This window comes from Microbacterium sp. SL62 (assembly GCF_026672635.1).
Lineage (GTDB): Bacteria > Actinomycetota > Actinomycetes > Actinomycetales > Microbacteriaceae > Microbacterium > Microbacterium testaceum_A.
Genome location: NZ_JAPPRM010000001.1, coordinates 604,021 through 617,923, shown reverse-complemented (window position 1 = coordinate 617,923; position 13,903 = coordinate 604,021). Strand labels below are relative to the sequence as shown.

General features: G+C 70.6%; 13 protein-coding genes. 7 read left to right on the top strand and 6 right to left on the bottom strand.

What is annotated here, in order from left to right:
* Positions 1-277: 277 nt before the first annotated feature.
* Positions 278-583 carry a chorismate mutase gene (locus OVA26_RS02890; RefSeq protein WP_074694465.1) on the bottom strand — a complete coding sequence of 102 codons (306 nt, stop codon included), beginning with the start codon at positions 581-583 and terminating at the stop codon, positions 278-280.
* 80 nt (positions 584-663) lie between these two features.
* Here OVA26_RS02890 and OVA26_RS02885 point away from each other — a divergent pair, with 80 nt between their 5' ends.
* Positions 664-1,788 (top strand): AI-2E family transporter, encoded by a 1,125-nt coding sequence (locus tag OVA26_RS02885; RefSeq protein ID WP_268102899.1) that lies wholly within the window; start codon positions 664-666, stop codon positions 1,786-1,788.
* Positions 1,789-1,801: 13 nt separating this feature from the next.
* Here OVA26_RS02885 and OVA26_RS02880 read toward each other — a convergent pair whose 3' ends face one another.
* From OVA26_RS02880 to OVA26_RS02870, 3 genes are all read right to left on the bottom strand, one after another.
* Positions 1,802-3,004: a lactonase family protein gene (locus OVA26_RS02880; protein WP_268102898.1), complete on the bottom strand. Its 1,203-nt coding sequence runs from the start codon at positions 3,002-3,004 to the stop codon at positions 1,802-1,804.
* Positions 3,004-4,290, bottom strand: a complete 1,287-nt coding sequence (locus OVA26_RS02875) for an adenylosuccinate synthase (RefSeq protein ID WP_150954110.1) — start codon at positions 4,288-4,290, stop codon at positions 3,004-3,006. Before OVA26_RS02875 ends, OVA26_RS02880 begins: the two co-directional genes overlap by 1 nt.
* A gap of 73 nt (positions 4,291-4,363) precedes the next feature.
* Positions 4,364-5,149 (bottom strand): hypothetical protein, encoded by a 786-nt coding sequence (locus OVA26_RS02870; protein ID WP_268102897.1) that lies wholly within the window; start codon positions 5,147-5,149, stop codon positions 4,364-4,366.
* Positions 5,150-5,252: 103 nt separating this feature from the next.
* Here OVA26_RS02870 and OVA26_RS02865 point away from each other — a divergent pair, with 103 nt between their 5' ends.
* The 6 genes from OVA26_RS02865 to OVA26_RS02840 all read left to right on the top strand — a co-directional run bounded on the left by OVA26_RS02865 (position 5,253) and on the right by OVA26_RS02840 (position 11,631).
* On the top strand, positions 5,253-5,978 hold the full coding sequence (locus OVA26_RS02865) for a Pr6Pr family membrane protein (protein WP_056225206.1): 726 nt from the start codon (positions 5,253-5,255) through the stop codon (positions 5,976-5,978).
* Positions 5,979-6,010: 32 nt separating this feature from the next.
* Complete coding sequence (locus OVA26_RS02860; protein ID WP_268102896.1) at positions 6,011-6,688, top strand: peptidylprolyl isomerase; 678 nt, start codon at positions 6,011-6,013, stop codon at positions 6,686-6,688.
* A gap of 81 nt (positions 6,689-6,769) precedes the next feature.
* Positions 6,770-8,212, top strand: a complete 1,443-nt coding sequence (gene argG, locus OVA26_RS02855) for an argininosuccinate synthase (protein ID WP_268102895.1) — start codon at positions 6,770-6,772, stop codon at positions 8,210-8,212.
* Positions 8,213-8,480: 268 nt separating this feature from the next.
* The gene (locus OVA26_RS02850; protein ID WP_056225198.1) at positions 8,481-9,086 is read left to right on the top strand and encodes a TetR/AcrR family transcriptional regulator; all 606 of its coding nucleotides are present in this window, start codon (positions 8,481-8,483) and stop codon (positions 9,084-9,086) included.
* A complete protein-coding gene (locus OVA26_RS02845; protein ID WP_268102894.1) occupies positions 9,083-9,697 on the top strand; it encodes a hypothetical protein in 615 nt (204 codons plus the stop codon). Before OVA26_RS02850 ends, OVA26_RS02845 begins: the two co-directional genes overlap by 4 nt.
* Positions 9,694-11,631 carry a YhgE/Pip domain-containing protein gene (locus tag OVA26_RS02840; RefSeq protein WP_268102893.1) on the top strand — a complete coding sequence of 646 codons (1,938 nt, stop codon included), beginning with the start codon at positions 9,694-9,696 and terminating at the stop codon, positions 11,629-11,631. The genes OVA26_RS02845 and OVA26_RS02840 overlap by 4 nt, the downstream gene beginning before the upstream one ends.
* A 105-nt stretch (positions 11,632-11,736) precedes the next feature.
* Here OVA26_RS02840 and OVA26_RS02835 read toward each other — a convergent pair whose 3' ends face one another.
* Positions 11,737-13,173, bottom strand: coding sequence for a sensor histidine kinase (locus tag OVA26_RS02835; RefSeq protein WP_268102892.1), 1,437 nt, complete (start codon positions 13,171-13,173; stop codon positions 11,737-11,739).
* Positions 13,170-13,892 carry a response regulator transcription factor gene (locus OVA26_RS02830; protein ID WP_268102891.1) on the bottom strand — a complete coding sequence of 241 codons (723 nt, stop codon included), beginning with the start codon at positions 13,890-13,892 and terminating at the stop codon, positions 13,170-13,172. The genes OVA26_RS02835 and OVA26_RS02830 overlap by 4 nt, the downstream gene beginning before the upstream one ends.
* Positions 13,893-13,903 lie beyond the last annotated feature (11 nt).

Sequence of the window (13,903 nt, the reverse complement as noted above, 5' to 3'; positions counted from 1 at the left end):
CAGGCCGCCGACCGTACGCTCACCGGCTCGACTCCCCCGAGTCGTCACCGGCGACCGCGGACTGGTCGGGTGGGCGGCCCGAGAACGGGCCTCCACAAAGGTTTCACGCTGATGGAATCCCTGGCAAATCGCCCACGGCCTTGCGATCCCGGATGCCGTGTGTGACGCGTGCGCGTGTGGATGAGGTGCCCGCGCAGCCGTCTCCGACCACATCGCCGATGTCAGCCCGGGCGTGTCGCCGCCCCCGTGCGCGGGAACGGGACGGTGTGGCGACGCCTCAGTCGACGGCGGGTTGCGCCGCGGCGGAGCGGTGGTGACGGATGACCTCGGCCACGACGAAGTTGAACCACTTCTCCGCGAAAGCCGGATCGAGGTCGGCCTGCTCGGCGAGCTGCATGAGCCGGGCGATCTGCTGCTCTTCGCGCGAGGGGTCGGATGCCGGCATCCCGTGCTTCGCCTTGAGCACGCCCACCTGCTTGGTACAGCGGAAACGTTCTGCCAGCAGGAAGATCAGGGCGGCGTCGATGTTGTCGATGCTGCCTCGGAGCCCCTGCAGAATCGTCGAAGGATCGGCCTCGGTCATGTGTCCTCCTCAATCGCTCCGACCCTACCGGTCGAGGCCGACGCCCGAGCACGACTCTCAGCGAGTCCTACAGTGTGAGCATGAGCCGATCCACGCGCCCCGACCCCACCGCCGAAGGCGCAGACGCCGGGGCCACCACCTCGCGCGACAAGCCGGTCTGGTCCGCCCTGGCCCGCCCGTATGCGGCCGGGTTCTTCCTCACCCTGGGCGGACTCACGGCGATCCTGCTCGCGCTCGCTCTGTCGAACCTCTCGACGGTGCTCATCTACATCGCCATCGCGCTGTTCATCGCGCTCGCCCTCGACCCCCTCGTGCGTCTGCTCGTGCGGCGCGGGCTCTCCCGCGCGTGGTCGATCGTCATCGTGTTCGGCGGGCTCGCGGTGATCCTCGCCGGCGCCCTGTGGCTGCTCATCCCTCCGGTGGTGCGCCAGATCGAACAGTTCGTCGGCGACATCCCGACGTTCGTGAACGACCTCATCGACAGCGAGGCCGTGCGCTGGGTCGAGACGAACTTCGGCGACAGCCTCGGCGACGTGCTGAAAGAGGTGCAGGGCTTCGTCACCAACCCCGCCAACATCGCCGCGATCGGCGGCGGGCTGCTCCAGGTGGGAATCAGCATCGGCACCTTCATCTCGGGCGCGATCATCGTGCTCGTCCTGAGCTTGTACTTCTTGGCATCCCTGCCGAAGATGAAGAACTCGCTCGTGCGCCTCACCCCCGCCCGCAGCCGCGAGACCGTCGCCGACATGACGGGCCAGATCACCGACTCGGTCGGCGGCTATCTGGCTGGAATGGTCGTGCTGGCCCTGTGCAACGCGGTCTTCGCGTTCATCGTGCTGACGATCCTGCAGCAGCCGTTCGCCGCGCTGCTCGCCGCGCTCGCGTTCGGCATCACCCTCATCCCGCTGGTCGGATCAGTGCTGTTCTGGGCGACCGCGACGGTGTTCACGCTTATCGTCAGCCCGAGCGCCGGCCTGATCTTTGCGATCGTCTACCTCGTCTACATGCAGATCGAGGCATACGTCCTGACGCCTCGGGTGATGAACCGCACGATCTCGGTCCCCGGCGCTCTCGTCGTCATCGGCGCACTGGTCGGCGGCACGCTCCTCGGCCTTCTCGGAGCGCTCGTGGCGATCCCCGTGACCGCGTCGGTGCTGCTGATCGTCAAGCAGGTCGTGATCCCGCGACAGGATGCCAAGAAGTAGGGCCCGAGGCGTTTCAGCGCATCGGCAGCAGGCGCGTCGGAGACGGAGACGGGGTGCGGTGGCGCACCTTGCCGGGGATGCCGGTGCGGCCATCGAGCGGCAGCGAGACGATCTCGTGCGCCAGCTGACCCGCGACGAGCAGAGTGTCGTCGACGACGACGTGATGTCGCGGCCAACGGGTGCCCGTCTCGGCGAGAGCGAGCAGCTGCAGCTCTTCGCCGTGCCCGCGCACCGAGAGCACGCCCACGGTGTCGCTGCCGCGCACGCCGGCGTACAGCGTCGACCCGTCGCGACTGCTCGACAGCTCGGCGGCGGCGTCGGTGTCGAGGGTGCCGAGCAGCGGCTGACCCGAGACGAGGTGCCACCGTCCCGCGCGGTCGGGCGCGAGGACGAAGACCTCGCAGCTCAGCTCGGTCACCACGTAGAGATGACCCGAGGGATGCCACAGACCGTGGCGCGGTCCGCTGCCCTGGGGGAGGGCGACCTCTTGCGTGAGCCGCAGCTTGCCCTCGTGCGTGCGCCAGAACCGCACGAGGTCGAAGCCCATGTCGGTCGTCGCGATCAGGCCGCCGGGCAGGAACACCGCCTGGTGAGCACGCGACACGCGGGCTCCCGCGACGGCCTCTTCCGACTCGGCGTCGGTGACGGGGACATCGTCGTACGCGGGCACGAGGTGGGAGTACTCCTCCCCGGCTGCGTCGCGAAGAGCCCGTGCCGCGGCGGCCAGGTCGGGCACCACCGCGCCCGAGACTCGGGCGCCGGTCGAGACGGTGCCCTCATCCGAGGCCGCCCCGTACGGGTCCGCGGCCTCGGCGGCGACGACCGGGCGCGACGGCCGACCCTGGGCGTCGAGCGCGATGCGGACGATCCGGCCGTCCCCCCAGCAGCTCGCCACGAGGAACGAGGCGTCGGACGCGACCGCGATGTGGCAGACGGCACCACCCGCCTCGACGGGCGGTGCGAGAGGTGTCAGGCGGGTCTCGGCGGTCCGTCGGAACGCCTGCACCGTCCCGTCGAACTCGACAGCGGCGTAGACGATGTCGTCGTTCGACGGGTGCGCGGCCACCCACGAGGCGGAGCCCGGCACGGCGGCGGCGGTCGCGACCATGCCGAGGGGGCCGCCGGCCCCGAGCGAGTCGGGCTCGCCCGCCTGCAGGATGCCGATGCCCTCGGCCGCCCCGGTGTCGGGGGCGTAGGCGCCGACCCAGAAACGCATCAGTCGATCAGGTCGTGGCGCACGATCACCTGATCGCGGGCCGGGCCCACGCCGATGACCGAGATCCGCGTGCCACTCATCTTCTCGAGCGCGAGCACGTAATCCTGTGCGTTCTGGGGCAGGTCCTCGAAGGTCCGCGCGGTCGAGATGTCCTCGCTCCAGCCCGGGTAGTACTCGAGGATCGGCTTCGCGTGGTGGAAGTCCGTCTGGTTGACGGGCAGGTCGTCGAAGCGCTCACCGTCGACGTCGTAGGCGACGCAGACGGGGATCTGCTCGAGCCCGCCGAGGATGTCGAGCTTGGTCAGCACGAGGTCGGTGATGCCGTTGATCCGCGTCGCGTACCGCGTGATGGGCGCGTCGTACCAGCCGACGCGACGGGGGCGTCCGGTGGTCGTGCCGAACTCGAAGCCGCGCGAGCGCAGCCAATCGCCGCTCTCGTCGAACAGCTCGGTCGGGAAGGGACCCGAGCCGACGCGCGTCGTGTACGCCTTGACGATGCCGACGATGCGGTCGAGACGGTTGGGACCGACGCCCGAACCCGTCGAGGCGCCGCCGGCCGTCGCCGACGACGACGTCACGAACGGGTAGGTGCCGTGGTCGACGTCGAGCATGGTGGCCTGGCCGCCCTCGAAGACGACGACGTCGCCGGCCTCGAGCGCGTCGTTCAGCAGGAGCGAGGTGTCGGCGACCATCGGGCGCACGCGCTCGGCGTACGAAAGCAGGTCGTCGACGATCTCGTCGGCCGTGATGGAGCGGCGGTTGAAGATCTTCACCAGCAGGTGGTTCTTCTGGTCGAGGGCACCCTCGACCTTCTGGCGCAGGATGTTCTCGTCGAAAAGGTCCTGCACGCGGATGCCGACGCGGTTGATCTTGTCGGCGTAGGCCGGGCCGATGCCGCGACCGGTGGTGCCGATCATGCGCTTTCCGAGGAAGCGCTCGGTGACCTTGTCGAGCGTGCGGTGGTACTGCGTGATGATGTGCGCGTTGGCGCTGATCTTGAGGCGGCTCGTGTCGAGGCCACGGGCGTTGAGGGCCTCGAGCTCGTTGAAGAGCACCTCGAGGTCGACCACGACGCCGTTGCCGATCACGGGGGTGACCCCCGGAGACAGGATGCCGCTGGGCAGCAGGTGCAGCGCGTACTTCTCGTCGCCGATGACGACGGTGTGCCCGGCGTTGTTGCCGCCGTTGAACTTCACCACCCAGTCGGTGCGCTCACCGAGCAAGTCGGTGGCCTTGCCCTTGCCTTCGTCGCCCCACTGGACGCCGACGATCACGATTCCGGGCATGTGCGCTCCTCGCGTCTGATTCCGGCGGTACACCCCATCCTATCGAGCGGGTCCGATACGGCCCGCGCGCGCCCTATGAGCCGAACGTGCTCGTGATGTCGTGCCAGGCGATCGACGCCGGGACGCTCGCGCCCTGCGCCGATGCGAGCACCAGGGTCACGGCATCCGGAGCCGACAGGACCTCGTTCGGCAGGACGCGGAACGAGCGCGTCGCGCCCGTGAGATCGACGAGGTCGCCCGCGGTGCTGGCCGAGGTGGCGGCGACCGTGTGCCGAAACCCGGGCGGGGTGGCTGCTGGCGTGCGCCTCTCCACGGTGAGACCGTCGCGCCCACCCGCGTACTGGACGTAGTCGTCCTCGCCGAGGGTGAGGATCGCGAATGCAGGCCCGCGGTGGTCGGCGATCCAGTCGACCGACGCCGCCAGCAGCGCGGGGCTCGGATCGGCATGGGTTCCCCCGTTCTCGACCGTCAGGCTCGCTCCCACCAGGGGGGTGGGATCGACCCGGCGCTCCGGATCCGGACGCCAGAGCATTCCGTCCCTCACGCTGACGTCGTCGAAGCCCCATCCGTGCTCCGTGGCAAGACGGTGGACGACGGCGGTGAGGTCTTCGGCGTCGTACCACGGCGCTGAGAGGGACAGGAGCGCACCCTCAGGTGCGTAGTCGGCGAAGTGCTCCCCCTTCGTCAGGGTGTCAGGGGCCTCGGACAGGGGCCGATAGAACTGCTGCAGGACACCGACGGCCCGGGTGATGAGCGCGCTGGGCTGCTCGTCGCGGGCGGGTCCAGCGAGCCATGCCCGCAGCGCCTCTCGTCCGATGGGGGCGGCGGCGGGGTCGAACACGCGGATGTCGTAGCTCACGGCGCACTCCTGGATCGGGGTGCGACCACCATAGCGGCCCGCTCGCACGAGCCGCCCGCCGCAACCCCTGCCCCCGCGTGCGGCCACTCACTAGCCTGGGGCGATGCAGACATCGCGCGGGTGGACGACCGGGTGGAACGCGGCACGCGTGGCGATCGCGGTGCTCATCCTCGTCGCGGTGGGGGCGCAGTTCTCGTCGTCGGTGGCCGAGGCGGTGGCACGCGACCGCGACGTGGCGACCGTGACCGCGAACTTCTTCAGCTTCTTCACGATCCTGTCCAACGTCTCGTCGGCCGTCGTGCTGGTGCTTCTGGGCGTGCGGTTCTTCGCACGCGGCCGCCGGGTCGAGGTCGATCCGCCGGCCCTCGCGACCGCTCTCGCCTTCGTCTCCACGTACATGATCGTGACCGGCATCGTCTACAACCTGCTGCTGCGCGGCATCCCCCTCCAGCCTGAGACTGTGCCCTGGTCGAACGAGATCATGCACGTCTGGGGTCCGCTCTTCCTCCTGCTCGACGTGCTGCTCGGGCCGACGCGACGCCGCTTGCCCTGGTCGGCGGCGTTCGCCGCGGCGATCTTCCCCATCGTGTGGATCGTCTACACGCTCCTGCGCGCGCCCCTGATCACGAACCCGACCACGGGGGCGCCGTTCTGGTACCCGTACCCCTTCCTCGACCCGAACACCGGCGGGTGGGGCAGCGTCGCGGTCTACATCGTCGTCATCGCCGTGGCCATCATCGCCCTCGCGGTCGGTGTCGTCGCGATCGGTCGGGCACGTGGCATCCGGATGCCGATCGACCCGACGCCCGCGACGCGCGCACGGCCCTGACGAGTCGACGTCGACGCCCTACCCTGGAACCCGTGCGCACTCGACTGATGTCTGCGGCCCTCGCCGCTTCCGCCCTGCTCCTGCTCGCCGGCTGCGCCGGTGGCACGTCGTCCGCCCCCGCCCCCGCGGCGAGCGCATCGAGCGCGAGCACCGCCGCGGGCGAGTGTTCGTACCCCGCCTCGGGACAGCCGTCCGTCGACGTGACTCCCCCCGCGGCGGGCACCGAGCGTCCCACGGGCACCGTCGACGCGACGCTCGAGACCTCGGCAGGGGCAATCCCGATGACCCTCAGCGGCGAGCGCACCCCCTGCACGGTCGAGAGCTTCGTCTCGCTGGCCCAGCAGCAGTACTTCAGCAACACCGAGTGCCACCGCCTCACCACCCAGGGCATCTTCGTTCTGCAGTGCGGCGACCCGACCGGCACGGGCCGCGGTGGCCCCGGGTACCGCTTCGCCGACGAGCTCGACGGCAGCGAGACCTACCCCGCGGGCACGGTCGCGATGGCGAACGCGGGCCCCGGCACGAACGGCTCGCAGTTCTTCCTGGTTTACGCCGACTCCCAGCTGCCCCCGGACTACACGGTGTTCGGAACGATGTCGCCCGAGGGGCTGCAGGTCGTGAAGAACATCGCCGCGGCGGGTACGGCCGGCGGCTCGCCCGACGGCGCCCCCGCCACCCCGGTGACGATCAGCGCCGTGACGATCGGCTGACGCTCCTCCCCATCCCCTCGCGGGCGCCCGATCCTCCCCCGGAGTCGGGGCTCCGCATCCCTCCGCTCTAGAATCGAGGGCATGTCCAAGGTCTTGCAGTCCCTTCCCATCGGCGAGCGCGTCGGCATCGCCTTCTCGGGTGGTCTCGATACTTCGGTGGCCGTCGCGTGGATGCGCGACAAGGGCGCCGTCCCCTGCACATACACGGGCGACCTCGGGCAGTACGACGAAGACGACATCGCCTCGATCCCGGGCCGCGCGACGCAGTACGGCGCCGAGGTCTCGCGCCTGGTCGACTGCAAGACGGCGCTCGTCGAAGAGGGCTTCGTCGCCCTCGCGTGCGGCGCGTTCCACATCCGCTCGGGCGGACGCACCTACTTCAACACCACGCCGCTCGGTCGCGCCGTCACCGGCACCCTGCTCGTGCGCGCGATGAAAGAAGACGGCGTCGACATCTGGGGCGACGGCTCCACCTACAAGGGCAACGACATCGAGCGGTTCTACCGCTACGGCCTGCTCGCCAACCCCGCGCTGCGCATCTACAAGCCCTGGCTCGACGCCGACTTCGTCACCGAGCTGGGCGGGCGCAAAGAGATGAGCGAGTGGCTCGTCGCGCACGACTTCCCCTACCGCGACAGCGTCGAGAAGGCGTACTCGACGGATGCCAACATCTGGGGCGCCACGCACGAGGCCAAGACCCTCGAGCACCTCGACGTCTCGCTCGAGATCGTCGAGCCCATCATGGGCGTGCGCTTCTGGGACCCCGAGGTCGAGATCGAGACCGAAGACGTCACCGTCGAGTTCGAGGCCGGTCGCCCCGTCGCCGTCAACGGCACGCGCTTCGCCGACCCCGTCGAGCTCGTGCGCGAGGTCAACACCATCGGTGGCCGCCACGGCCTGGGCATGAGCGACCAGATCGAGAACCGCATCATCGAGGCGAAGTCGCGCGGCGTCTACGAGGCCCCGGGCATGGCCCTGCTGTTCCTGACCTACGAGCGCCTGGTCAACAGCATCCTGAACGAAGACACCCTCGCCACGTACCACGAGCAGGGTCGCCGCCTCGGTCGCCTCATGTACGAGGGCCGTTGGCTCGAGCCGCAGTCGCTCATGCTGCGCGAGTCGATCCAGAAGTGGGTCGGGTCGACCATCACCGGGTCGGTCACCGTGCGCCTGCGCCGCGGTGAGGACTACACGATCCTGAACACCGTGGCATCCGGAATGTCGTACTCGCCCGAGAAGCTCTCGATGGAGCGCGTGGGCGACGCCGCGTTCGGCCCGGTCGACCGCATCGGTCAGCTCACCATGCGCAACCTCGACATCGCCGACTCGCGCGCGCGCCTCGAGCAGTACGCCGCGATGGGCCTGCTCGGCGGACCGACCGGCGAGCTCGTCGGCGACGTCGCCGCCGGTGGCGCGCAGGACATCATCGAGTCGGCCTCGCCGCTCGACGCCGCGGGCGAGCGCCTCGCCGACGCGACGGATGCCGCGGGCGAGGGCGCCGCGTTCGACGCCGGCACCGACTGACGCTTCCTTCGACGAGAGCCCGCGACGCCCCTCCGGCGCCGCGGGCTCCGTCGTTGCGCGGCGCACGCTCTCCCGCGCGCGCCCCGCACCCGCGCGCCCCTCTCCCGCGCCGCCGCCTCTCCCGCGCTCCGCGCGCGCGTGAGTCGCCACTTTCTGTCGCTTGCCGCGGTCTCGAAGCGACAATTCCTGGCGACTCACACGCGACGAGGTCGACGGGACGGCAAGAAGTTGCACACAAGCGTGCACTTTCGGCGTACACTGGTCACCCGTGAGTACCCCCACCCGCCGCGACGCCGTCGAGAACCGCGCCGGCATCCTCGACGCCGCCACCGCGGCCATCGGCCACGACCCGCGCGCCTCGATCGACACGATCGCCCGCCGCGCCGGCCTCTCGCGCCGCGCCCTCTACGGCCACTTCGACGACCGCAACGCCATCGTGCGCGAGGTCATCGCCGCCGGAGCGACCCGCTTCAACGCCATCGCCGCCCGCGTCGACGACCAGGACTCCCGCGTCGCGCTCGCCCGCCTGGCATCCGAACTCTGGCGCGAAGCCGCCCACGTGCAGGCCGCCGCCGCGCTCGCCCTCGACGATGCGCACCTCGCCGAGACCTCCGACGCGCTCGCCCCGCTCCGCCGCCGCATCGACCAGATCGTACGCCGCGGGCAAGAAGCGGGAGAGCTACGGACGGACCTTCCCGCGCCGACCCTCGCCCGCCTGCTCGAAGAGACCGGCCGCATGGTCGTCGCCCGAGTGGATGCCGGCTCCTCGACGGCCCGATCGATCGCGGTGTGCGCGGTTCTGAGCATCGCCGGCCTGTCGTGGATCGAAGCGCGAGCCCTGCTGGAACAGCACCCCGACCTGGAGGCTCAGTGAGAATCGTCCTGAACGCCGTCGCCAAGGGCCGCGCGCAGAGCGCCCTGCCCGAGACGTCCACCGCGTATGAAACCGGCGGCGCGACCCTGGTGGTCGCCGAGACCGAGCAGCGTCCTACGGTGCTGGGCCTGGTGGCATCCGGTCGCATGAAAGTCGACAGCGGAACGGTCACGATCGACGGCCGCGCCGACGCGTCGGCCATCCGTCGACGTGTCGCCCTCGTGGACGCCCCTGTCGTGTCGGAGCCCGAGTCGAACGTCACCGTGACCGGTGTCGTCGCCGAAGAGCTGATGTTCGCCGGCCACGCCCCCAACCCGTTCGCCGCCGCGCGTTGGCTCGAGGGCGTCGGGCTCGAGTCGCTCGCCACCACGGCGATCGGCAACGTCGAGCCGGCCGCCCGCGTGCGTCTGCTGCTCGAGCTCGCGGCGCTCCGAAAGGACGTCGAGGGGCTCGTCCTGGTCGCCCCCGATCGCCACGGCGGAGAACCCCTCGCCTGGTGGCGGATCGCGCAGGAGTTCGCCGAGCGCGGCTACGCGGTGCTGGTGATCGCCGGCCACGCGTCGAAGACGACGATCGACGCCCTCGACGAGACGGTGGAGGCCGCCCGATGAAGATCCCGCAGATGATCACGGCCGAACTGCGCCGACTCACCTCGACGCGCATGTCGGTGATCGCGTTGATCGCGCTGCTCGCCGTGCCGATCCTGTACGGCGGCCTGTACCTCTGGGCCAACCAGGACCCCTACGGCAACCTCTCGAGCGTGCCGGTCGCTCTCGTGGTCGACGACCAGGGCGCCGACGTGAACGGTCAACAACGCAACCTCGGAGACGAAGCCGCCGAGCAGCTTCTCGACAGCGACACCTTCGAGTGGCACCGAGTCTCGTCCGACCAGGCCGACGCCGGTCTGCAGGCGGGCGACTTCGACTTCATCGTGACGCTGCCGGCCGACTTCTCCGAGGCCGTCGCGACGCTGTCGAGCAACGCTCCTCGCCAGGCCGACATCGAGCTGCGTACCAACGACGCGAACAACTACCTCGCCTCGACGATCGGCACGCAGGCGGTGGCGAAGATCCAGGAGTCGGTGGCGAAGAAGGTCGTCAACGAGGCGGGTCTGTCGCTTCTCGACGCCCTGCACACCATCCGCGTGAAGCTCGTGGATGCCACGAACGGGGCGACCCAGCTCGTCGACGGCCTCGCGACCGCGAAGAACGGGTCGTCGCAGCTCGCGAGCGGCTCGACCACCCTCGCCGACGGCGCCGCGACCCTCGCCGACGGCAACGCGCGACTGGCGGCGGGCGCCGATCAATTGCGCGACGGAACCGCTCAGCTCCGCGACGGCTCGGCCCGTGTGGCTGACGGCGCCCAGCAGGTCGCCGGTGGCGTGGACCGCCTCGACGCCGCGGCCCGTCAGGTGGGCTCGGTCGCGGGCGATGCCGCATCGCAGCTACCGCAGGCCCGAACGGACATCGCGAAGGCGCTGGCCGACGCCGGACTCGACCAGTCCCGCATCGACGAGATCCTCTCGCGCCTCGACCCGGTGGGCGAGCGCCTCACGACCGCGAACTCGCGCGTGCAGGACACGGTGAAGCAGATCGATCAGCTCGACGACGGCGCCCGCCAGGTCGCCTCGGGAAGCGCCGCCCTGGCCACCGGCGCCGCCACCGCGGCCGATGGCGCATCGGCCCTCGCCGACGGCGCCGCCACCGCGGCATCCGGGGCCTTCCAGCTCCGCGACGGATCCGCTCAGCTGCGCGACGGAGCGACCCAGCTGGATGACGGCATCGGGCAGCTCTCGACCGGCGCCACCCAGCTGCGCGACGGTCTCAGCGCGGGCGTCCAGCAGATCCCCGACTCCGACGACGCCACGCGCCAGGCGCAGGCCTCGGCCATCTCGGACCCCGTCGCCGTGGGCACGAGTTCGGTCACGAAGGCGCAGAACTACGGCGCGGGGCTGGCCCCGTTCTTCGCCGCGCTGGCCGGATGGATCGGCATCTACGCGCTGTTCCTCATCGTCAAGCCGGTGTCGAAGCGCGCCGTGACGGCGCTGCGCTCGCCCTTCCGCGTCACCCTCGCCGGGTGGCTCACGCCCGCGGGCCTGGGGGCCCTGCAGATGGTGGGGCTGTTCACGATCCTCGCGTTCGCGCTGCAGTTCTCGTTCGCGAACCCGTGGGCAGCGCTCGGCATCCTGCTCTTCGCCTCGGCGACGTACGCGGCGATCGTCCTCGCGCTGAACGTCTGGCTCGGCTCGGTGGGTCAGTTCCTCGGCCTCGTGCTGATGGTGCTCCAGCTCGTCACCGCCGGGGGCACCTTCCCCTGGCAGACCCTGCCCGGGCCCCTCGCGGCGCTGCACCACGTGCTGCCCATGGGTTACGTGGTGGATGCCATGCGCCAGGTCATGTACGGCGGAGACGTCTCGAGGGTCGGTCAGGACCTGCTGGTGCTGGGCGCGTGGATGGTCGGCGGCGTGCTGGTCGCGGCGATCGGCGTGACGCGCATGACGCACCACCGCACCCTGCGCGACCTGCAGCCGAGCCTGATCGGCTGAGGCGGCATCCACGAGTCGCGTGAGTCGCCAAGAACTGTCGCTTCAGGCAGGCCGGAAGCGACAGTTCTTGGCGACTCATGCAGCAGGCGCCCGCCGGGGCGCCCCTCACGCCGGCAGCCGCACCTCGAACACTGTCCGCCCCGGCACGCTGTCGACCGTGATCGAACCGCCATGGGCGGTCACGATCGCCTGGGCGATCGAGAGGCCGAGGCCCGTGCTGCCCTCGTCGCGGTTGCGCGCGTCGTCGGCGCGGGCGAAGCCATCGAACAGGCGCTCTGCGACGCCGGGGTCGATCCCGGGTCCGGTGTCGGTCACCCGCAGCACGGCCTCGGCGCCGTCGCGCGCGAGCGAGAGCGTCACCCTGGTGCCGGGCGGGGTGTGCACCTGGGCGTTCCGCAGCAGGTTGGCGACGACCTGGCGCAGGCGGTTCTCATCGCCCGTGACCGAGATGAGGTCCTCGCTGACGTCGAGCCGCCACTCATGCGCCGTCGCCGCCGCCTGCCCGTCGCTCACGGCGTCGACGGCGAGCAGCGTCAGCTCGACCTCTTCGCGGCGCAGGGGCTGACCGGCATCCAGGCGGGCCAGCAACAGCAGATCGTCGACGAGCGAGGCCATCCGTTGCGCCTCGGACTCGATGCGGTCGAACGAACGCGCCTGGGTCGGCGTCATCGGGGCGTCCTCGCCCAGCGAGAGCTGCGCGTAGCCGCGGATGCTGGCCAGGGGCGTGCGCAACTCGTGACTGGCGTCCGCGATGAAGCGTCGCAGTCGATCCTCACTGTGCTGACGCGCGGCGAGCGAGGACTGCACGTGCCCGAGCAGGTCGTTGAGCGATGACCCGACCCTCCCCACCTCGGTGTCGGGATCGGTGTCGACGGTCGCGACCCGATCGGGGATCTCGACGGCCCCCGCCCCGAGCGAGAGGGTCGACACGCGCCCGGCGACGGCGGCGACGCGGTCGAGGGGGCGAAGACTCCTGCGGACGAACACCGACAACCCGACCACCGCGGCGAGCAGGACGAGAGCGCCGACTCCCGCCAGGATGACCGTGAGCGCGGTCGTCGTGGCGCTGACATCGGCCTCGGACTCCCCTGCGAACACGGTCGTGCCGGAGTTCTCGGCGGCGGCCACGCGGAAGACGCCGAGGTCGCCGCCCAGATCGACCGTGGTCGGCTGCCGGTCGGTCGACACCGAGGAGCGCAGCAGGGCGGTCTGGTCGGTCGAGAGCGACACCTGCGTGCCGTCGGAGCGCGTGTATCCCGAGCGCTGCACCGACCCGTCACCGGCGAGGACGAGCTGCAACGACCCGATCCGCCCCGCCGGACGATCGGTGTTCGACCCCGGAGGGCGCGTGGCGCCGCCGTCGCGCCCGGCGAATCCCGCCGAGAAGCTCAGGCCCTCGCGCACCTGGGCGTCGAGTCGGTCGAGAGCGAACGAGCGCAGGGCGACGATCGTGACGATGCTCATGACGACGAAGGCCAGCGCCACCAGCACGCTCGTGCCGACGACCAGGGTGCGACGTAGCGTCCACCGCCCGCGGGTCATGACGCCTTGATCGAGTAGCCCACGCCCCGCACCGTGTGGATCAGCGGATCACCGAGGGTGTCGACCTTCTTGCGCAGGTACGAGATGTAGATCTCGACGACACTGCCGTCGCCCCCGAAGTCGTAGCTCCACACCTGGTCGAGGATCTGCGCCTTGCTGAGCACGCGGCGCGGGTTCTGCATCAGATAGCGGAGCAGCTCGAACTCCCTCGCGGTGAGTTTGATGGGGATGCCGCCGCGCTCGACCTCGTACGACTCCTCGTCGAGCGTGAGGTCGCCCACGCGCAGACGGGGGTCGGCGTCGGCGGCCGCGGCGACGTGGCGGCGGGCCATCCCGCGCAGCCGGACGACGACCTCCTCGAGGTTGAAGGGCTTGGTCACGTAGTCGTCGGCTCCGGCGGAGATCCCGGCGATGCGGTCCTCCACGGCATCCTTCGCCGTGAGGAACAGCACGGGGGCGTCGTTGCCGGCCTCGCGGATGCGGGTCAGCAGTTCCATGCCGTCGAGCCCGGGCATCATGATGTCGAGCACGAGCAGGTCGGGACCGAACTCGCGGATGGCTCCCAGAGCCTCGTACCCGTTGGCGGCGGTGCGGGCCTCCCACCCCTCGTTCTGCAGGGCCATGCGCAGCAGGTCGCTCAGGTTGGCCTCGTCGTCGACGATGAGCGCGCGGACGGGGGAGCCGTCGGGGCGGGTGAGGGGGGCGGGGCGGGATGCCATGACAGCCAGCA